Below are 19820 nucleotides of genomic sequence, written 5' to 3'. Positions count from 1 at the left end.
TAATATTTTGACTACCTATGCAAATGTTGGAGGATAAGATGAAGCAACAATTACCGTTTTTACTTTCGAAGACAGATTCATTTTACGATCGTTTAGGGGATTGGATTGGGGATGTATTTTATGATATGCTCCCCGATAAAGGGTTTGAATTACGTGATGAACAAATATATATGGCATTTCAATTAGAAAAAGCTTTTAAAGAGAAGAAAGTAATGTTTGCAGAAGCCGGTGTAGGAACAGGGAAAACGTTTGTTTATCTATTATATGCTCTTTGCTATGCACGGTATACGGGTAAACCGGCATTAATCGCATGTGCGGACGAATCATTAATTGAACAGCTTGTTAAAAAAGAAGGGGATATTCGCAAACTGGAGGATGCCTTAGATTTAAACATTGATGTAAGATTGGCAAAATCCAGGGATCAATATTTATGTCTCCGAAAATTAGATCATGCGAACCTGAAAAAAGATTCAGAAGGAATCGAAGGTGTTTATAATACATTACCACGTTTTGTTCAAAACAAAGGATCCATGCAAAAGTTTGAAAAGTACGGAGATCGAAAGGACTATCCGAAATTAACGGAGGAAGAGTGGAGAAGCATTGCATGGGACTCATTGCAGGATTGTCTTTCTTGTGATATGCGCCATCGATGCGGACAGACACTTCATCGTGATTATTATCGTGATGCAGCAGACATTATTGTTTGTTCACATGATTTTTATATGGAACATATTTGGACGAAAGATTCCAGAAAACGAGAAGGGCAAATACCGCTTCTCCCAGAGGTTAGTTGTGTCATCTTTGATGAGGGACATTTACTCGAATATGCATGCCAAAAAGCCTTAACTTATAAATTCACTTCCGAAACGCTCGAGCTTTTATTGAATCGTATTATGGGCAATGATGTTCGTGAGGAAACACTTTATATGATGGAGAACGTCCTATATGAAAGTGAAAAAATGTTTGCCCTCATTAGGAAAATGGCACTAAAAGTAGTGGGTTCTGAAAGATTTGAAATAAACAAAACAAAGGAATTATTGGATTGTGCAAAAACAGTATATCAACTAATCAATCAACTGACTGAACAGCTAGTATATGAAAGTGAATTATTCGTATTAAACGAGTATGATTTACGAATTGTAGAAGAGTATCTGGAACAAATATTATATTCACTGAAATTATTAATGGAAGATCAAAAGGGAATAACTTGGTTTGAAATGTCCGATAACAACCATACGCTTGTAATTATGCCAAGACTTGTAGAAGAAATATTGCGGGAAGAAGTCTTTTCTAAGAAAATTCCTTATATTTTCTCTTCTGCTACTTTATCGAATAATGGGGATTTCTCCTATATTAGCAAAAGCCTTGGTATCAGTGAATATCTGTCTCTAAAAGTTGCTTCACCGTTTGACTATGATCAACAAATGAATATAAAGATCCTTACGGAGGAGCATTATCCTTCTACATTAAAATGGGATGAAATGATTCAGTCTATCGAAATAGTAAATGGAAAAACGTTAGTTCTTTTTAACACAATAGAGGCAATGAAAGATTTCAAACAATATATACAAAATAAACATAATTTCGATTACCCCATATTATTTGAAGGGGATGGGGAAATAAGTCAGCTTGTAGAGCAATTTCAGGATAACAAGGAAACTGTTTTATGCTCTTATCATTTATGGGAAGGACTCGATATCCCAGGACCATCATTGTCCAATGTTATTATTCATGAATTACCTTTTCCACCACATGATCCTGTGTTTGAAGCGAAACGCAAAAACAGTAACGATGCATTTGATGAAGTAGACCTTCCATATATGTTATTGCGACTAAGACAAGGAATTGGCCGTCTAATCAGAACCTCTAGTGATTCAGGCACCATTCAATTATGGATAAAGCAAAAAGAATTAGATAGTATTTACAAATATCTACAGGAAATCTTACCTGTAAACCCAACCTTCTCTAACAAATAGGGAAGGTTGTTTTTTTGTTAGCTAGACTACACAATTTAATATCGTAGATAACTTTTCTAGAAATAATTGTCTATGTATAGGTTCTGTGCCTATCGGCTAGTGGATTTCTCCGTCTTCTCCATGTGGATATGGCCATCAGGTAAAATTTGAAGTGACAATTTCAGTAGGAAAATTAAACTTCCAATTTCACTCTTCCGTACTCCGATCACCAAGGCGCACCGCGCATTTGTTTTTAAAACTTATTGTTCTCCCTTTTCAGAACAATATGATAAAATAAAGATGTCGGAAAAATAGAAATGGAGGTACATACAGTGGCTGAGAATATTAGAGATATAGAGCAAGAATTTTTAGATCATGTGAAAAAAATGCAGGCATACATCGAAGCACTTGGCTTAATTTATTGGGATTTACGAACAGGTGCGCCCAAAAATGGTGTTGAGCAACGTTCAGAGGTAATCGGGATGCTTTCATCAGAATTATTTAAATTGTCAACATCAGAAGATATGGCTGCCTATATTGCAAGTTTATCTGGTGAATCGCAAAACTTATCTGAAATCACCATAAAAACATTAGAAGAATGTAAGAAACATTATGAACGTAATAAAAAGATACCGGCAAAGGAATATCAAGAATTTGTTGTACTTCAATCAAAAGCAGAAAGTGTGTGGGAGGAAGCGAGAGCAAAAGCCGATTTTGCAATGTTCCAACCATATTTAGAAAAGATTGTTGAATATAAAAAGAAATTCGTTGAATATTGGGGGTATGAAGGAAATAAATACAATACTCTACTAGATATGTATGAGCCTGGAATAACAGTGGAGGTTTTAGACAAAGTATTTGGAGAGGTGAGAGAGGCGATTGTTTCACTAGTTCAAAAGATAGCCGAATCGCCAAATAAACCTAGTACCTCCTTTTTATTTGAAACATTTCCAAAACAGCAGCAAAAAGAATTTAGCTTAAAAATATTAGAGCAAATGGGCTATGATTTTGAGTCAGGTAGATTAGATGAGACGGTCCATCCTTTTGCTACTGGCCTAAACCCTGGAGATGTCCGTGTCACTACAAGATATGATGAAAATGACTGGAGAACAGCTGTATTCGGTACTATACACGAAGGTGGCCATGCACTTTATGATCAGAATATATCCAAAGACTTAATCGGCACTCTATTATGTAGTGGAACTTCTATGGGAATTCACGAATCCCAATCTCTTTTCTACGAAAACATCGTTGGCCGAGATTATTCTTTCTGGAAGCATAATTTTGATTTACTGAAAAGATATGCAAGTGGAGAATACGATCAAGTTTCTTTAGATGAATTTTACCTGGCAATTAATGAGTCAAAGCCTTCCTTTATTCGAATAGAAGCCGATATGTTAACATATCCACTTCATGTTATCATCCGATATGAAATTGAAAAAGGTTTGTTTAATGATGAAATCGAAGTGAAGGACTTACCGCAAATTTGGAATGATAAATATGAAGAGTATTTAGGAATACGGCCTGCTAATGATAAAGAAGGGGTGCTCCAAGATGTACATTGGTCTGGAGGAGATTTTGGGTATTTTCCATCCTACGCACTTGGTTATATGTATGCGGCTCAATTAAAAAATAGCATGGAAAAAGATCTTCCAAATTTTAATGAACTATTGTCAGAAGGAAATTTAGTTCCAATTCGAGAATGGCTAACGAAGAACATCCATCAGTATGGGAAATTAAAGAAACCACTAGAAATATTACAAGATGTTACAGGCGAAGGCTTAAATGCAAAATATTTAATAAATTATTTAACGGATAAATATACAAAGGTTTATAATTTACCTGTCGAAACTCATTAGAAAAGAAGAGACCAATATGGTCTCTTCTTTAACACTTTTAATGATGAATTAGAAAAGGGAGTGCTGGAAGATGTATTTACCATCCTTTCGACTTGATGGCAAGACAGCGGTAGTTACTGGTGCTGGAAGAGGAATAGGACGTGCTATTGCAATTGGTATGGCCGAAGCTGGCGCAAACGTTGCGTTGATCTCTCGTACTGAAACAGATTTGCAGCAAACTGCGGATGAAATTAATAAGCTTGGAAGAAAATCGTACATTGTTAAAACAGATGTTACAAAAAGGGACGAGGTAAAATCGGCAGTCGACCGGATCATCAGTCAAACAAGAAAAATAGATATCCTTGTTAACAACGCCGGAATGAATATTAGGTCCACAGCATTAGATGTCACAGATGAAGAATGGCAGCAAATAATGGACACTAACTTAAAATCAGCGTTTATGTTTTCACAAGAAATCGGCAGGCATATGATGGGAAACAAAGATGGAAAAATTATTACTATTTCGTCTGTCGGCGGTCATGTTGCGTTAAGAACAGGGGTAGTGTATGCTGCTACAAAAGCCGCATTAATTCAAATGACAAAGGTATTGGCACTTGAATGGGGCAAATACAACATTAATGTAAATGCGATTGGACCTTGGTATTTTAAAACGCCTTTAACAGAAAAACTGTTGCAGGATGAAGAGTATGTTCGTGATATTCTGTCCGTTACACCAATGAAAAGAGTTGGTGAACTGGAAGAGTTAGTGGGTCCGGCAGTTTTCCTGGCATCTGAAGCAAGCAAATATATTACGGGACAAACCATTTTTGTTGATGGAGGAATGACCATTCAAGGGTTTTAAAAAATAAATAAAGCGTCCCAATTAGGGGCGCTATAATATTTCAAGCATTAAAATGATATTTAATTCTCCAATTTGCTCTATTTGAATCGGGAGTCTTATTGCTTTTGAAAATCCAAATATCTTTGAATGGCCAACTATAACTGTAGGTGGGGTAATATCAATTAATAATCCGCTATTGGATATTTGTGTCGACATATTTCCTGCAATCATATTACCTAGTTCGCCAGCAAAACTTTCCAGCATATCACCGACTAAAGGCATCCCAAACATTCCTTCACCAATTCTTGAGAATACTTCCTCTTCTCCGTCTATTACAATTCTTCCCTTTATGTCCCCAGTAACCCCTATTAATACTCCAATTGTATGCTGTTCAAATGGTGAATTAAAAAGTTGTGGTTGTTGGATTTCTACTTGGATTGGCAAGACAGATTTAATAGATTCTATGGTTCCATTTAATACATCTGTTATATATTTACTAATCGTCAATTGCCGAAACCCCCCGAATTTTGTCTAAAATCATACTAACATATTTTTTTTTATGTAGAGAATATTTTTTTGGAAAATAAGTTAGCAGAAAGAATAACGGGACTATTTTACTAGGTATATATTCATATATCATTTAGATGCACAATAACTCCTTCAAAACGAAGTAGCTCCTCACTGGGGAGTTATTTTTATTAATTTTCATATCATATTTTTCTTTTATTTGGAAAACATATCCTTATATAGTGATAAGGAGAGTACATTCATGCCGAAAATCTATTCTATTGGACTTGGGATTCCTGATTTCAACATCCCCCAAACGCAAACGATGACTTTTGCAAAAAAATTATTTTCACATGCATTTCGTGATCTAGATCGGTTACTTAGCGTTTTTCAAAATGCGGAAATCGAGTCACGATATTTTGTGAAAAAACTTGATTGGTATGGGGAAGATCATTCATTTGCTGAAAAAAATGACATCTTCATTGAAATGGCTGAAAATCTGAGTATAAAAGCGATTAAGAATTGTTTAAATAGCAGTGGTATTGAAGTAGACGAAGTGGATGCTATTTATACTGTTTGTACTTCAGGTCTTTCTACCCCCAGTATAGAAGCTAGAATTATGAATAAACTCCCCTTTAGATTAGATGTTAAAAGAATCCCGATATGGGGATTAGGATGTGTTGGCGGTGCTTCGGGGCTTTCAAGGGCATATGAATATTGCCTTGCATTTCCTAAAGCAAAAGTATTGGTTTTAGCCATTGAACTTTGCAGTCTAACTTTCCAAAAAGATGATCTTTCAAAAAGTAACTTAATTGGTACATCATTGTTTGCTGATGGTTGTGCTTGTACTTTATTGATAGGGGATGAAGTAGAAGTACCATCCTCACATGATTATTCTCTTCCGACAATTGTAGGAACAAAATCAATGTTATTAAGAGATTCATTAAACATCATGGGATGGGACATTCAAAATGATGGACTCCATGTGATCTTTTCGAAGGATATCCCAATGATTGTGAGAAAATGGTTACCTCCAAATGTACAATCTTTTTTGGCCAATCACGAGGTAGAAATTGAAGACATTAAACATTTTATTGCACACCCGGGAGGAAAGAAGGTGATAGATGCGTATGTACAGGCATTAAGCATATCTGAAGAACTAACACTCGACTCCAGATACGTCCTCCGTCATTTCGGAAATATGTCTTCAGTGACGATTTTCTATGTTTTAAAAAGAATATTAGAAAAAGATATCCAACCTGGAGAATGGGGGCTTGCAATGGCCCTTGGACCAGGGTTTAGCTTGGAACAATTGCTTTTAAGGTGGGATTAGACTTGTTTTTTACGATTTTTTTGGCGATTGTTATATGTCAGCGTGTTGTGGAATTATTCATTGCAAGAAAAAATGAAAATTGGATAAAAGGGCAAGGTGGAGTGGAAGTAGGAAAAAAACATTATAAATTAATGGTGTTGATACATACTTGTTTTTTTCTTTCGTTATTAACAGAAGTTTATGGACTTCAAAGAACCATGATATCTAATTGGTGGATATTTCTTGTATTATTTATGTTAACACAAATAGGTAGAATTTGGGTTATTACTTCTTTAGGGAAGTTTTGGAATACGAAAATTCTTGTTTTGCCAAATGCAAATATAATTAATAAAGGTCCCTATCGATTCATGAAACATCCCAATTATTTCATCGTAACATTAGAATTAATCATTATCCCGTTAATGTTTCAAGCGTATTATACATTACTTGCTTTTTTCATATTTAATCAATGTATCTTAGCTATTAGAATAACAACTGAGGAGAGGGTCCTGAGATTGCATACAGATTACGATGAAATTCAAAAAGAGAAACGTTCATTTTTGTTTCGCTTGAAAGGCGGAAAATAACAGCATAAATGATAAATTGAATTACCCTACGTTTATCTAATTAAGATGAACGTTTTTTTTGTTTGCTTAGGAATAAATATAACTCTTCTGTGGAAAACCTTTTTAATAAATAGTCTACGTCCAGCTCCAGGTGAAATTTGCACTACAATTTCAATAGCGCCAATCGGCTAGCGGATTGGCAAGGCGCATACGCATTTGTTCTGGGAATCACTTGCAAAATCCGTTACAATAAAAACAAAGAACAATAAATATTTAGGGAGTTTGTACCATCATGATGAAAACAATAGAAATTAGCAATACAACAGAAGCCACACAACAATTAGTAAGCTTATTCGAGCGCTTTAAACAAAATGGAGATATACAAAGAACAGAAAAATCGGAAAAACTACTGAAAAAAATAAAGAACAAAGATTTCATTATTGCATTTTGTGGCCATTTTTCAGCTGGAAAATCAACGATGATCAATACTTTGCTTGGGGAAAATCTTTTACCATCCAGTCCAATTCCAACAAGTGCAAACTTAGTGAAAATCCATAAAACACCTACTGATTTTGCAAAGGTATTTTATAAAGATGAAGCACCTTATTTATTCGAGGCTCCTTACAATTTTCACCAAGTAAAAGAATTTTGTAAGAATGGGAATGTAACTGAAATTGAAATTGGGAAGAAGTGTTCAGATCTGCCAGAGAACGTCATCATCATGGATACACCAGGGGTGGATTCAACGGATGATGCCCATCGTATTTCTACTGAATCAGCAATCCATTTAGCCGATATTGTCTTTTATGTGATGGATTATAACCACGTCCAGTCAGAGTTGAATTTTCTTTATACAAAAGAACTTTTGAAGCACGGTGTAGAGCTGTATTTAATTATCAATCAAATAGATAAGCATAAAGAAGAAGAATTATCCTTTTCTGAATTCAAACAATCGGTTCAAGAATCATTTTCCGCATGGGATGTATATCCAAAAGGCATTTTTTATACGACATTAAAAGGGCAAAATAACGATAGGAATGAGTTTACGAAAGTGAAGTCATTAGTCAGTGAAGTGTTAAAACAAAGGGAAAACCGATTTTCAGCTTCCATTCAATCATCATTTAATATTTTAATCCAGGAGCATTTTGCATGGCTAAGGGAACAGGAAGAAGAACAAGCACAAAAATATAATGAACCTTTAAATAATATGTCATTCAATGAAAAAGAATCTGTTTTAGTTCATGAGCAAGAGCTATTATCCAAACTAAATAATTTGCAAGGGAAGCTCGATATTTGGGATAAAACATTTGATGAGGAAAGGTCAAAGATTTTAAAGAGTGCATATTTAATGCCTTTTCAAATAAGGGAGTTAGCAGAGCGTTATTTAGAAGGTGCGCAGCAGGATTTTAAGATGGGGCTACTGTTTAGTAAAAAGAAAACGGAAGAAGAGCGTTCAAGAAGATTAGAGGAGTTTTTCAATCAACTAAAAATTCAAGTAGAGTCTCAGCTTATATGGCATATGAAGGAATTTGCAGGAACAACATTAAAAAAAGCCAATCTTACAAATGATGATTTACAGTTACTAGCTCAAAATCTCTCTATTGAATTTGGAACAGAACTATTGAAAAGTCTAGTAAGATCAGGGGCAAGACTATCAGGGGAATACGTTCTTCACTATTGTGATGAAGTGGCGGATACATTTGAAAAATTAGCCAAACAGGAACTAGAAACATTTAAAAGGCAAGTAAAAGAGCAATTGGATGCAAATATACAAAGTGAACGGAACATTATAGAAACTGAACTAAATTCCGTACAAAATATAGCTAATTCGATAAGAAAGATTCAAGAATTAGCGACAATCCGAAACGAAAAAGAAGCAAGAGTATTTCAATCGGTAAATGATTTTGAAAATATCTATCAGGAACTCCAAAAAACTTGGCAAGCGGAACAATCAAGATTTCGAATTTATTCAAATGAAAATCAGCATTCAACAGAATTGCAAAAAACAGAGGAAGCAGTTGATGGTCAAACCATTTCGGAGCAAAAAGAAGAGGAATTATATTCTGTCGATTTAACAATCAATAAGCTACAGCAAACTGCTACTCTCCTAAAGAATAAAACTGGTTTTGCACGGTTAACGGAACATTTACTGGCTAAAAAATCACGAATAGAAAATAAACAATTTACCATTGCCTTATTCGGGGCATTTAGTGCTGGGAAATCATCCTTTGCAAACGCACTTATTGGTGAGAAGGTATTACCTGTTTCTCCAAATCCGACAACTGCAGCCATAAACCGAATTTGTCCTCCTATTAAGGAATACACTCATGGAACAGCTGTTGTCCATTTAAAAAGTAAAAAACAGATATTGGACGACATTCAAAAATCCTTAAAAGAATTTAATGCAGCATGTGAAAACTTGGACGAAGCTGGAAAGATTATTTTGCAAATAAAGGAAACAAAAGAAGCTCGTGAGAAAATTCATCTTTCCTTTTTACTTGCCTTCTTAAAGGGCTATGAAGTGTACAAAGATAGACTCGGTGAAAATATACTTGTCGGAATACAAGACTTTAGAGGATTTGTAGCAAATGAATCACAATCATGCTTTGTAGAATCAATCGACCTTTATTATGACTGTGAGTTGACAAGACAAGGAATTACACTGGTAGATACACCTGGAGCTGATTCTATTAACGCAAGACATACTGGTGTTGCATTTGAATATATAAAGAATTCCGATGCAGTTCTCTTTGTTACTTACTATAATCATGCATTTTCGAAAGCAGACAGAGAATTTTTAATCCAGTTGGGACGTGTTAAAGACGCATTTGAGCTGGATAAAATGTTCTTCATTGTAAATGCAATCGACCTGGCCGATTCTAAGGAAGAATTAGCTGATGTAATCGGGTACGTGAAAGAACAATTAGTTCAGTATGGAATTCGTTTTCCGAAGCTATTTGGAGTCTCAAGTCTTTTAGCCCTTCAAAATGAAGCTGGTACTTCTGGAATAGTCGAATTTAAAGAATCCTTTTCAACTTTTTTATCAAAGGATTTAATGAGAATGAGCATTCAATCAGCACATGTTGATATTCAAAGAACGCTTAATATGATTGATCAATTATTGGAAACAGCTTTACAAGGTAAGGAAGAGAAAGAAAACCGGAAACGACAATTAATGAATAATGAAGAAAAAATAGAGGAGCTTTTAAAGCAATCAACACCGGCAATCTTTATTTCCAAACTAAAACAGGAGCTACAGGAATTGTTGTTTTATGTTAAACAACGTACATTTTATCGATTCAGTGACTTTTTTAAAGAGTCCTTTAATCCAGCATCATTACAAAATAATAATAAGACAGCGTTAAAAAAGGCGCTTGATGAATTATTAGAAAGCTTAGGATATGACTTTTCTCAAGAAATGAGAGCTACATCTTTAAGAATCGAAAACTTTGTCAGGGAGCTATTCCGAAAAAGGCTAGAACAGTTTCAGGATAATATTAATAAAATGCAATCGACGATTTCAATATCTGACTATGAAATCGGAACTATTTCAACTCCAGATTTCATGTCTGCTTTCATAGAAATTGATCGTAGCGAATTAGAAAAAACATTTAAGTATTTTAAAAATGCCAAATCATTTTTTGAAAAAAATGAAAAGAAGTTAATGGAGGACGAACTTCAAGAGCTACTAGAGCCATTTGCTGAAAAGTATTTGGAACATCAGCAATCATTACTGGAAAATTATTATTATCAATTTGTTGATAGTGAATATGTAAAAATGATTCAACATATTGATGAGGATAACAAAGAACAATTTAAGGCGCTAATGACAGTTTTAGATGAAAAGGTAGATATCGGCGAATGGACTAGCATTCGTGACCAAATTGCAAATGAATGATGAGGAGGGGAGGAGTTGAAAGGTAGCAGATTTCATGCTTGTGCAACCTGTATTCATTTTATCGCTGAGAGAATAGACGGAAAAATGAGTTACAAATGTAAAAGACTAGGTTATGACACAAAGCCTAATTACCAATTTAATTGTTGGACCCCTAAAGAACATGTTTTAAAGCTTTTAGAAAAAGAAAATGAAAAAGGGTGTGGGTAAAGTGAAATTTGTTAAGAGTCAAGAATGGTTAGTAAAACATTTGAATGATTCTAATGTTAGGATTATCGATTGTCGCTTCACTTTAGGAAAACCAGAAGCGGGTATGCTAGCTTACGAAAAAAGCCATATACCGGGAGCAGTTTATTTTCACCTAGAGGCTGATTTGTCAAGCATCCCGAAGGAACACGGAGGAAGACACCCACTTCCAGATATGCATGAATGGAAAGAAAAAATAGAGACAGCAGGTATTGATACTTCCACTGCAGTTATTGCGTATGATAATGGTGAAGGTTCATTTGCTGGGCGATTTTGGTGGATGTTAACCTATTTGGGTCATCAAAACGTCTATATATTAGATGGTGGTTTTTCGAAATGGGTAGAGGCGGACCGTGAAACCAATCAAATAACTCCTACTTTTGCTAAAAGATCATTCGAAATGAATATACAAGAGAATATGATAGCTACGTATGAAGATGTCAAGCAGAATATCCAAAATCAGTCTGCGATATTAATCGATTCCCGTGCCAAGAACCGATATTTAGGTTTGGAGGAACCAATTGATAAAAAACCTGGACATATCCCTGGTGCTATTAATATTGTGTGGGAAGAAGGACTGGAAGGGGGCAGTTGGAAACAAGCTGACAAACAAAAACAGCGATTCGCTCACATCGATCCACAAAAGCAAATGATCGTTTATTGTGGATCAGGAGTAACTGCTACCCCTAATATCCTTGCATTGAAAGAGGCGGGATTTGAAAAGGTGAAATTATATGTTGGAAGTTACTCAGATTGGGTTTCTTATCAGGAAAATCCTGTCGAATTGGGTGAAAAGTAATTTCCAACAGTAATTCATGCTATAATGGATAGGCGAATGAAAGATATATAGAGGTGATCAATCTGAAAAACTCATCACATTTATTGCTAGTAGACGGAATGGCATTGTTATTCCGTGCCTTCTTTGCTACTAGTGTTACTGGACAATTTATGTATAATTCTAAAGGAATGCCGACGAATGCAGTGCAAGGTTTTATGAGACATTTGCTTACCGCTTTAGAGGAAATAGATCCAACCCATGTTGTTGTATGTTGGGATATGGGCAGCAAAACGTTTCGTAATGAAACATTTGATGGATATAAAGCGAACAGGGAGGCAGCTCCTGTTGAATTAATACCACAATTTGATTTAGTCAAAGAAGTGGTTAAAGCCTTTGATGTTCCAAATATTGGTGTCATCGGGTTTGAAGCAGATGATTGTATTGGAACCATTGCAAAATCTATGCAATATGATTTGAAAGTATCCATCCTTACTGGAGACAAAGATTTACTTCAGCTTGTCGATCATCAGATTGATGTAAACATCATTCAAAAAGGATTTGGGAATTATAAAACCTATTCAATGGATCTATTCTATGAAGAATATGGAATCACACCTAGTCAATTTATTGATGTAAAAGCCTTAATGGGTGATACAAGTGACGGATATCCTGGTGTGAAAGGGATAGGTGAGAAAACAGCGTTGAAATTAATTCAGCAATTTGGGACGATTAAAGATCTTTTAGAAAATCTTCACGAATTAACGCCTTCACAGCGAAAAAAAATAGAAGAGGATTTAGAAATGCTTCATATGTCACGTTTACTTGCAGAAATAAAATGTGATGTGCCTTTAACTTTTTCAATAGATGATTCTATATTAAAAGATATTTCAACAGATTTTTTATCCTTTATTGATGAGTTAGAGTTACGGAGTATCCGTAGACATTTAATTCAGAGTAAGTGGTCAAATTTAGCAAAACAAGCATAATTTTAAGAGCAATCGACAAAATGCGATTGCTCCTCTTTTTTCTCATTTTGTATTACTTTTTTTTGCTGCATTTTCAAGTTTTGATTTCGGGTCATCAACTGCAAACTCGGTATCTTGGCCCCATCCTTGCGGGTTTGCACTAGGAGCTAATTTTCCGCGATTATTACTTTTTTTCGCCAATCTAATCACCTCCATTATACTAGAATTCCCATTTACGTTGTTTAATTATTCGTTATGGAAAAATTAAGTATATTCAAAGGCTATTTTTTTATCCGGTGTTATTTTTGTAATCTTAAACAAATAAATTGGTTTATTCTGCATGGGAAGGTAATTGCATTATAGAAAAGATGCACCGAAATTAAATTTTATTTGGGTTTTAAACGAAAAAAAAAGCAGTAATTAGGACGAAAATAGCCACTTCAGAAACTGGTATATGGTCATGACTTTAAAAGTATTGTAAAATTAAATATATGAAATGTAGGAATGTATTTCTAAAAGCAATGCTTGTTTGTAGACAAGTTAGTGAGGTCGAGTATTTTGAAAACGAAAGAATTGCCCCTTGATGATTTTCTTATGAACCTTCGAGAAAAAGGCTTTAAATTTGAGGAAGATGTTATCGGTTTTATTTATTTTGGAAAACAATACACTGCTGCCACCGATTCCACCATTAAGGCAGCAATTGAAATTACGTTACAAACTCAGAAATCATTTGTTGGTAGCTTTTATATTTCATTGTTAGAATCTTTAAAAGAAAATGATATTGAAACAAGAGCTCAAGCTTTTCATTATGCCAAAAAAATTGGTTTAATTTCAAAATAAAAAAGAGGTTTAACCTCTTTTTTTTCATTTCTAAAGTTTCCGATCTTTATTTAAGAACGATATGGAGAGAGATTTTTCAATGGGCAGTTCACTAATCAACATTCCAAAAAAGATGAAGATACATCCAATAGTGCCATATAAAGATAATCTCTCATCGATCATTATGAATGAAGTAATTGCCGCAAAAACAGGTTCCATCGTTAAAATAATCCCCACCCTTGTCGGGGTAGTAAACCTTTGTGCAGTAGTTTGCATGAAGAAAGCAAAAGCGGTACCTAGTAAAGCTGTTATGACCATTGCAAAAATAGTTGTTTCGGAAAAAATATGACTGGATTGAAACGCAAGTCGCCAATTTTCAAATAATATGGCACTCACTGCGCATAATAGCGAAACCGTAAAAATTTGAATGGTTGTTAATAACAATATTGGAACTTTATTTGTGACACGATCGGTTAGGATGATATGAAAGGCAAACCCAAAAGTACAAATAAGGACAAATACATCTCCAATAGAAATGTCAGTGCTATTTTTAGCAGCTAATAAATATAATCCAATTGCGGCACCTATGGAGCCGATAATCGCTTTTGGCGCTGGTCGGTTTTTATATAAAATAAAGGATAAAAGCGGGACCATAACCACACTTAGGCCAGTAATAAAACCTGCTTTTGAAGGTGTCGTATACAAAAGACCAATTGTTTGGAAAGAATAGCCGATAAATAAACATATGCCTAGTAAAAAACCAGGTAAAATATGTTTTCCTTTAAGATTTATTTTTCCTTTTTCTTGAATTAAATAAATGATTAAAATAATCATGCCTGCTAGGAAAAACCGGATTGCATTGAACGTTAACGGTGGTAAAAATTCGATAGCATTTTGCACTACAACAAAAGTTGTACCCCAAATAAATGCAACAAGTAATAATCCAGCTTCTGATAAAAGTCTTTTATTCATGTTGTGATCCCTCTTTAATATTCATACATTGCTCTTCTTGCCATTTACAGCAGCTATTTTGTTTTCTATGGATGGAAGCTATTTACTAAATAATATATTACTCTCCCCTGGTTAGAATATCACAAATTTTATAAACTTGTTATATTTTAATAAGTCTTACTTATAGGATTTTGAACTGGATTAAATCAAGTGGAAAAGTTAAAAATATTAATGATACAAACTGAATTACAACTGTTATAATGAATGATTAAATAAGTTAATATAACCATAGTCATTGTTAGGAGTGTTAAATTTTGAAAGTGAAAATAAAGTGGTTGTACCAAGGTCAAAAGACCGCGGAGATTCCATTTGAATCTGATTGGATTTCACAAGAAGCATTAGATAATGCTATAGATGATATTTATAATACAGGAAGAGTTAAAGATTTAATGATTATGGATGAAATGGGATCAGAATGGACAAAAAAGGAATATCTTAAATTGAAGGAACAAATAAAAAAAGAGCCAAGTGATTGTACGATATTTTTTGATGGTGGTTTTGATCTTCAGACAGGTACTGCAGGGATCGGAATCGTTCTTTATTACAAAATTGGTTCTGAAAAGTATCGATATCGTCAAAACGAAAAAATTGATAGCATTCAGACTAATAATGAAGCTGAATATATTGCCCTATACAATGCCATTTCTCTATTAGAAGAAATTGGAGCTCACCACATACCTTGTACCATTAAAGGAGATTCCCAAGGAGTTTTAAAGCAATTATCGGGAGAGTGGCCATGTTTTGAGAAGGTTTTAAATGATTGGCTTGATCGAATAGAGCAAAAAATGGGTGCTTTAGGAGTTAAACCTATATTTATCCCTATTTCTCGTAAAGATAATAAAGAGGCTGATCAGCTTGCCTCACAGGCACTTGATGGAAAAAGTATTTCTAGTCATATAAAAATAAGCTAAAACCAAAAGGACGATTTTAATGGAGAGAAAAAAGCTATTAAAAGAAGTAGATTCGCTATTAGAATATTACTGTGAGGGTTGTTTTATTAAAGCTACTTTACAAAAAGAGCATAGCAAAACATTTGCGCACCGGTTCTGTATTGAAAAATGTACAGTTGGGGAGAAGTTAAAAAGATTTGGCAGTAAACTTACTTGACTTTAATATGGAGAACTTAATAGATAAACTAAGTAGAATGAAAAATGAACAATAAAAGGCTGACAAATAATATGTCAGCCTTGTTCAATTTATAATTAAGATAATTTTGTAACGTTAGCAGCTTGAGGTCCACGATTTCCTTCAACGATTTCGAAAGATACTTCTTGGCCTTCTTCTAACGTTTTAAAGCCTTCACCTTGAATAGCTGTGAAGTGTACGAAAACATCATCTCCGCCCTCAACTTCTATAAAACCAAAGCCTTTTTCATTGTTAAACCATTTTACTTTACCGTTTTGCATTTTTCTTAATCCTCCTAAATCTTTAAAGCACAAAGTGCCAAGAAAAAATGTAACATTAAACGTAAAATATTTAGATTAATTAGAATTAAAAAAATGTTTAATGTTAAAATAAATATACACCAACCAAATTAGTGAGTCAATAATGTTAAGGTTAATTTTTTATTTTTTCAGAATACAGGGAAATGATATAGATTTACCTTTATAGTTGGATAACTAGATGTATTCTTGTTTAATTAGCATAACTATAGTAGAATTTATATGATTGAAGTTTTTTTCATTTGTTAATAGTGAAAAGAGCCTTACATAATGGGGGTTTAGGGATGCCAACACCAAGTATGGAAGATTATATAGAACAAATTTATTTATTAATTGATAGTAAAGGTTATGCACGTGTATCAGACATTGCGGAAGCTCTTTCTGTTCATCCCTCCTCTGTAACAAAAATGGTACAAAAGCTAGATAAAGATGATTATTTAGTGTATGAAAAATACCGAGGCTTAATATTGACATCGAAAGGCAAAAAAATTGGAAAACGTTTAGTGGATCGCCATGATCTATTAGAAAAATTTCTTAAATTAATCGGTGTTAAAGAGGAAAATATTTATCATGATGTCGAAGGTATTGAACATCATTTAAGCTGGAATTCTATCGATAGAATAGGTGATTTAGTACAATTTTTTGAGGAAGATCCTGAACGTGTTGAATCTTTAAATATTTTACAGCAAAAAAATGAAGAAGAAATGTAAAAAGAACCGCCATTTAACGGTTCTTTTTACATTTCTTAAGGGTCTTTTCTCAAAGTTTGTTGCTTTCTTTGTATACGAAAACAGTCTTCACTAGTATATAGGAGGGTAATTCGAAAAATACTTATCATTTTCATCATTATTATATAAAAAGACATTCCCATCCTGATTCGATTCAATATTTATTCCTTCGATAATCCCATCCTCTGTTTCCATAACTGCTTTCTGATAAGAAATAATTCTTCCTTCTGATGTTTGAAAGCTTATTATTTTGCCTTTATAGTTTTTTTGAACCTTTGTAATATGCTCCACGTAACTTACTCCCTTGCGTATTTAATATTCCTTTCTTTTCACATCCTTAAGATAATGTAAAAAAATGTGAGAAAAATGAAAGGATAATAATATTTTGGTTAAATTAGAGGAAAATCAAACATAAATATTTAATATTATTTTTATAGTAGGTTGAATCTGTGAAAAAGGAGGATTCGCAGGTGGAGGATTCACGATATACCATTCATGATTTCATTCAAAAAACCAAGCAAGAAGATAAAAATCAAGGTCTTTTCGAATTAGAAACATCAAGACTGCTTGAAATTAATTTAAATGGACAAGTATGGGCAAAAGCGGGTTCTATGGTTTCTTATCGCGGAAAAATTAAATTTGTAAGAGAAAGAATGCTAGAACATGGACTTGGAAGACTGTTCAAAAAGGCTTTAACAGGTGAAGGCACCTCATTAATGAAAGCAATCGGGAGTGGGAAATTGTATATTGCTGATCAAGGAAAAAAAGTCTCCATTCTTCATTTAAAAAATGATGCTCTTACTGTTAACGGGAATAATTTATTAGCATTTGAACAAACAATCGAATGGGATATAAAGCTAATGAGAAGAATTGCCGGAATGCTCGCAGGCGGTATATTTAATGTGAGGCTGGAGGGAACTGGGCGGGTAGCCATAACCTCCCATTACGAGCCATTGACATTAATGGTTACATCTGATAATCCCGTGTACACTGATCCAAATGCGACGGTTGCTTGGTCCGGAGATTTAAAGCCCGACTTTGTGACAGATGTATCTTTTAAGACCTTTCTTGGACGGGGAAGTGGGGAATCTATACAAATGAAATTCACAGGAAATGGTTTTGTTGTTGTGCAACCTTATGAGGAAGTTTATTTTTCAACTGATTCAAAGAGTTAAAAATACGGTTTTATTTATATCAGATAAATGGTGGAGGAATAGAAGATGAGTTCAAATAAGACAATGAAAACAGATATTGAAATTGCCCAAGAATCTACACTAATTCCTATTAAAGAAATTGCTAAAAAACTTGGCTTAGCAGAAGATGACCTTGATTTCTACGGTAAATATAAAGCTAAGATTTCTTATGAAAAAATACATGATTTGCAAGCAAATGACAACGGTAAGCTAATACTTGTAACCTCGATTAATCCCACACCTGCAGGAGAGGGAAAATCAACGGTTACTGTTGGGTTAAGTGATGCTCTTCAATCAATAGGGAAAAAGGTAATGATTGCGCTTCGTGAACCTTCTTTAGGACCTACTATGGGGATGAAAGGAGGCGCTACAGGTGGAGGATATTCGCAAGTATTGCCAATGGAAGATATTAATCTCCACTTTACCGGCGATATCCATGCCATTACAACAGCTAATAATGCTCTTGCTGCTTTAATGGATAATCATATCCATCAAGGTAACCAGCTGCAGATCGATCCTAGAAGAATCGTATGGAAAAGATGTTTAGACTTAAATGATCGTGCATTGAGACAAATCGTTATTGGACTAGGTGGGCCAGGTCAAGGTGTACCAAGGGAGGATGGCTTTGATATTACAGTAGCCTCAGAAATTATGGCTGTTCTTTGTTTAGCAAATGATCTTCAAGACTTAAAACACCGATTATCGAAAATGGTCGTTGCTTACAATTATGACAAGCAACCTGTAACGGTTGGTGATTTAGGAGTAGAAGGTGCACTTGCATTATTGCTAAAAGACGCTATAAAACCAAATTTGGTGCAAACGATTGAACATACCCCTGCACTTGTACATGGGGGACCTTTTGCTAATATTGCACATGGATGCAACAGTGTAATGGCTACGAAAACCGCATTAAAATTAGCGGACTATGTTGTAACGGAATCAGGATTTGGTGCAGATTTAGGAGCGGAAAAGTTTTTAGATATAAAGGCAAGATCGGCAGGTTTAATTCCTTCTGCAGTCGTTATTGTTGCAACGATTCGAGCATTAAAAATGCATGGAGGGGTTGCGAAATCTGATCTATCAAATGAAAATGTTAAAGCACTGGAAGCAGGGCTCGAAAACCTTAAAAAGCATGTCGAAACGATTAAACAGTTCGGTTTACCTTTCGTTGTTGCTATTAATCGTTTTACCAATGATTCCAATTCCGAAATCTCGCTTTTGCAAAATTGGTGTGAGGAGAATGCAATTCCTGTGGCACTGACAGAAGTTTGGGAAAAAGGTGGACAAGGTGGTATTGAGCTTGCACGAAAAGTAATGGAAGTAATGGAAAATAATAGTGCGGTATTTCAGCCACTATATGAATTAAATCTGCCATTGGAGGAGAAAATTCGCTCCATTATAACGAAAGTTTATGGGGGAAAGGACGTAGATTTTTCTGCGCAAGCCTTGAAACAATTAAAGGATTTTAAAAACTTTGGATGGGATAAGCTTCCTGTTTGTATGGCTAAAACTCAGTATTCATTATCGGATGATCCTAGTAAATTGGGGCGACCACGGGATTTTATTGTTCATGTTAGAGAATTAAAACCAAAGCTTGGTGCTGGTTTTATTGTAGCTATCACAGGTGATATTATGACCATGCCAGGACTGCCGAAAAAGCCAGCCGCCTACAATATGAATGTAGATGAAAAAGGTAAGGTAATCGGTTTGTTTTAAGATATTAA

Annotated in this window: 20 protein-coding genes; 15 read left to right on the top strand and 5 right to left on the bottom strand. The window is 34.5% G+C overall.

The features are described from left to right. Window positions 1-38 precede the first annotated feature (38 nt). From AC3WJF_RS15635 to AC3WJF_RS15625, 3 genes are all read left to right on the top strand, one after another. Window positions 39-1976 carry an ATP-dependent DNA helicase gene (locus AC3WJF_RS15635; RefSeq protein ID WP_492453794.1) on the top strand — a complete coding sequence of 646 codons (1938 nt, stop codon included), beginning with the start codon at window positions 39-41 and terminating at the stop codon, window positions 1974-1976. A 311-nt stretch (window positions 1977-2287) separates the two neighbouring features. Then, entirely contained in the window at window positions 2288-3814 is a 1527-nt protein-coding gene (locus tag AC3WJF_RS15630; protein WP_492453792.1) for a carboxypeptidase M32, read from the top strand. A 70-nt stretch (window positions 3815-3884) separates the two neighbouring features. Beyond that, on the top strand, window positions 3885-4655 hold the full coding sequence (locus AC3WJF_RS15625) for an SDR family NAD(P)-dependent oxidoreductase (RefSeq protein ID WP_492453790.1): 771 nt from the start codon (window positions 3885-3887) through the stop codon (window positions 4653-4655). A 30-nt stretch (window positions 4656-4685) separates the two neighbouring features. Here AC3WJF_RS15625 and AC3WJF_RS15620 read toward each other — a convergent pair whose 3' ends face one another. Further along, window positions 4686-5141, bottom strand: coding sequence for a chemotaxis protein CheX (locus tag AC3WJF_RS15620; protein ID WP_492453787.1), 456 nt, complete (start codon window positions 5139-5141; stop codon window positions 4686-4688). A gap of 262 nt (window positions 5142-5403) precedes the next feature. On the opposite strand from AC3WJF_RS15620, the gene AC3WJF_RS15615 reads away from it, so the two are divergent. The 6 genes from AC3WJF_RS15615 (at window position 5404) to AC3WJF_RS15590 (ending at window position 12924) form a co-directional block, all read left to right on the top strand. After that, a complete protein-coding gene (locus AC3WJF_RS15615; protein WP_492453785.1) occupies window positions 5404-6474 on the top strand; it encodes a type III polyketide synthase in 1071 nt (356 codons plus the stop codon). 2 nt (window positions 6475-6476) lie between these two features. After that, the gene (locus AC3WJF_RS15610) at window positions 6477-7040 is read left to right on the top strand and encodes an isoprenylcysteine carboxyl methyltransferase family protein (protein WP_492453783.1); all 564 of its coding nucleotides are present in this window, start codon (window positions 6477-6479) and stop codon (window positions 7038-7040) included. Window positions 7041-7311: 271 nt separating this feature from the next. Continuing rightward, window positions 7312-10917: a dynamin family protein gene (locus AC3WJF_RS15605; protein ID WP_492453780.1), complete on the top strand. Its 3606-nt coding sequence runs from the start codon at window positions 7312-7314 to the stop codon at window positions 10915-10917. A 15-nt stretch (window positions 10918-10932) separates the two neighbouring features. Further along, window positions 10933-11124, top strand: a complete 192-nt coding sequence (locus AC3WJF_RS15600) for a hypothetical protein (RefSeq protein ID WP_492453778.1) — start codon at window positions 10933-10935, stop codon at window positions 11122-11124. Between the two features lies 1 nt (window position 11125). Then, on the top strand, window positions 11126-11959 hold the full coding sequence (locus AC3WJF_RS15595; RefSeq protein WP_492453776.1) for a sulfurtransferase: 834 nt from the start codon (window positions 11126-11128) through the stop codon (window positions 11957-11959). Window positions 11960-12021: 62 nt separating this feature from the next. Then, window positions 12022-12924: a 5'-3' exonuclease gene (locus AC3WJF_RS15590; RefSeq protein WP_492453828.1), complete on the top strand. Its 903-nt coding sequence runs from the start codon at window positions 12022-12024 to the stop codon at window positions 12922-12924. 42 nt (window positions 12925-12966) lie between these two features. On the opposite strand, the gene sspL is transcribed toward AC3WJF_RS15590, so the two are convergent. Next, complete coding sequence (gene sspL, locus AC3WJF_RS15585; RefSeq protein ID WP_492453775.1) at window positions 12967-13119, bottom strand: small, acid-soluble spore protein L; 153 nt, start codon at window positions 13117-13119, stop codon at window positions 12967-12969. 342 nt (window positions 13120-13461) lie between these two features. Here sspL and AC3WJF_RS15580 point away from each other — a divergent pair, with 342 nt between their 5' ends. Next, on the top strand, window positions 13462-13743 hold the full coding sequence (locus AC3WJF_RS15580; protein WP_492453773.1) for a DUF6123 family protein: 282 nt from the start codon (window positions 13462-13464) through the stop codon (window positions 13741-13743). Between the two features lie 30 nt (window positions 13744-13773). Here AC3WJF_RS15580 and AC3WJF_RS15575 read toward each other — a convergent pair whose 3' ends face one another. Beyond that, window positions 13774-14694 carry a DMT family transporter gene (locus AC3WJF_RS15575; protein WP_492453770.1) on the bottom strand — a complete coding sequence of 307 codons (921 nt, stop codon included), beginning with the start codon at window positions 14692-14694 and terminating at the stop codon, window positions 13774-13776. A gap of 299 nt (window positions 14695-14993) precedes the next feature. Between AC3WJF_RS15575 and AC3WJF_RS15570 the strand changes: the two genes are divergently transcribed. Both AC3WJF_RS15570 and AC3WJF_RS15565 read left to right on the top strand, forming a co-directional pair. Beyond that, the gene (locus tag AC3WJF_RS15570) at window positions 14994-15644 is read left to right on the top strand and encodes a reverse transcriptase-like protein (RefSeq protein WP_492453825.1); all 651 of its coding nucleotides are present in this window, start codon (window positions 14994-14996) and stop codon (window positions 15642-15644) included. Between the two features lie 19 nt (window positions 15645-15663). After that, the gene (locus tag AC3WJF_RS15565) at window positions 15664-15840 is read left to right on the top strand and encodes a zinc-finger domain-containing protein (RefSeq protein WP_492453768.1); all 177 of its coding nucleotides are present in this window, start codon (window positions 15664-15666) and stop codon (window positions 15838-15840) included. Window positions 15841-15935: 95 nt separating this feature from the next. On the opposite strand, the gene cspD is transcribed toward AC3WJF_RS15565, so the two are convergent. Then, a complete protein-coding gene (gene cspD, locus AC3WJF_RS15560) occupies window positions 15936-16139 on the bottom strand; it encodes a cold-shock protein CspD (RefSeq protein ID WP_055739493.1) in 204 nt (67 codons plus the stop codon). A gap of 320 nt (window positions 16140-16459) precedes the next feature. On the opposite strand from cspD, the gene mntR reads away from it, so the two are divergent. Then, window positions 16460-16885, top strand: coding sequence for a transcriptional regulator MntR (mntR, locus tag AC3WJF_RS15555; protein ID WP_492453764.1), 426 nt, complete (start codon window positions 16460-16462; stop codon window positions 16883-16885). 90 nt (window positions 16886-16975) lie between these two features. On the opposite strand, the gene AC3WJF_RS15550 is transcribed toward mntR, so the two are convergent. Then, on the bottom strand, window positions 16976-17194 hold the full coding sequence (locus AC3WJF_RS15550) for a DUF3892 domain-containing protein (protein WP_492453762.1): 219 nt from the start codon (window positions 17192-17194) through the stop codon (window positions 16976-16978). A 179-nt stretch (window positions 17195-17373) separates the two neighbouring features. Between AC3WJF_RS15550 and AC3WJF_RS15545 the strand changes: the two genes are divergently transcribed. Together AC3WJF_RS15545 and AC3WJF_RS15540 are read left to right on the top strand one after the other, a co-directional pair. Next, window positions 17374-18078 carry an AIM24 family protein gene (locus tag AC3WJF_RS15545; RefSeq protein WP_492453759.1) on the top strand — a complete coding sequence of 235 codons (705 nt, stop codon included), beginning with the start codon at window positions 17374-17376 and terminating at the stop codon, window positions 18076-18078. A 45-nt stretch (window positions 18079-18123) separates the two neighbouring features. After that, window positions 18124-19812 (top strand): formate--tetrahydrofolate ligase, encoded by a 1689-nt coding sequence (locus tag AC3WJF_RS15540; RefSeq protein ID WP_492453756.1) that lies wholly within the window; start codon window positions 18124-18126, stop codon window positions 19810-19812. Window positions 19813-19820 lie beyond the last annotated feature (8 nt).

It is taken from the genome of Heyndrickxia sp. FW510-T9 (assembly GCF_058781025.1).
Note: the sequence above shows the minus strand (reverse complement) of the source record. Positions and strands in the feature narration are given on the sequence as shown.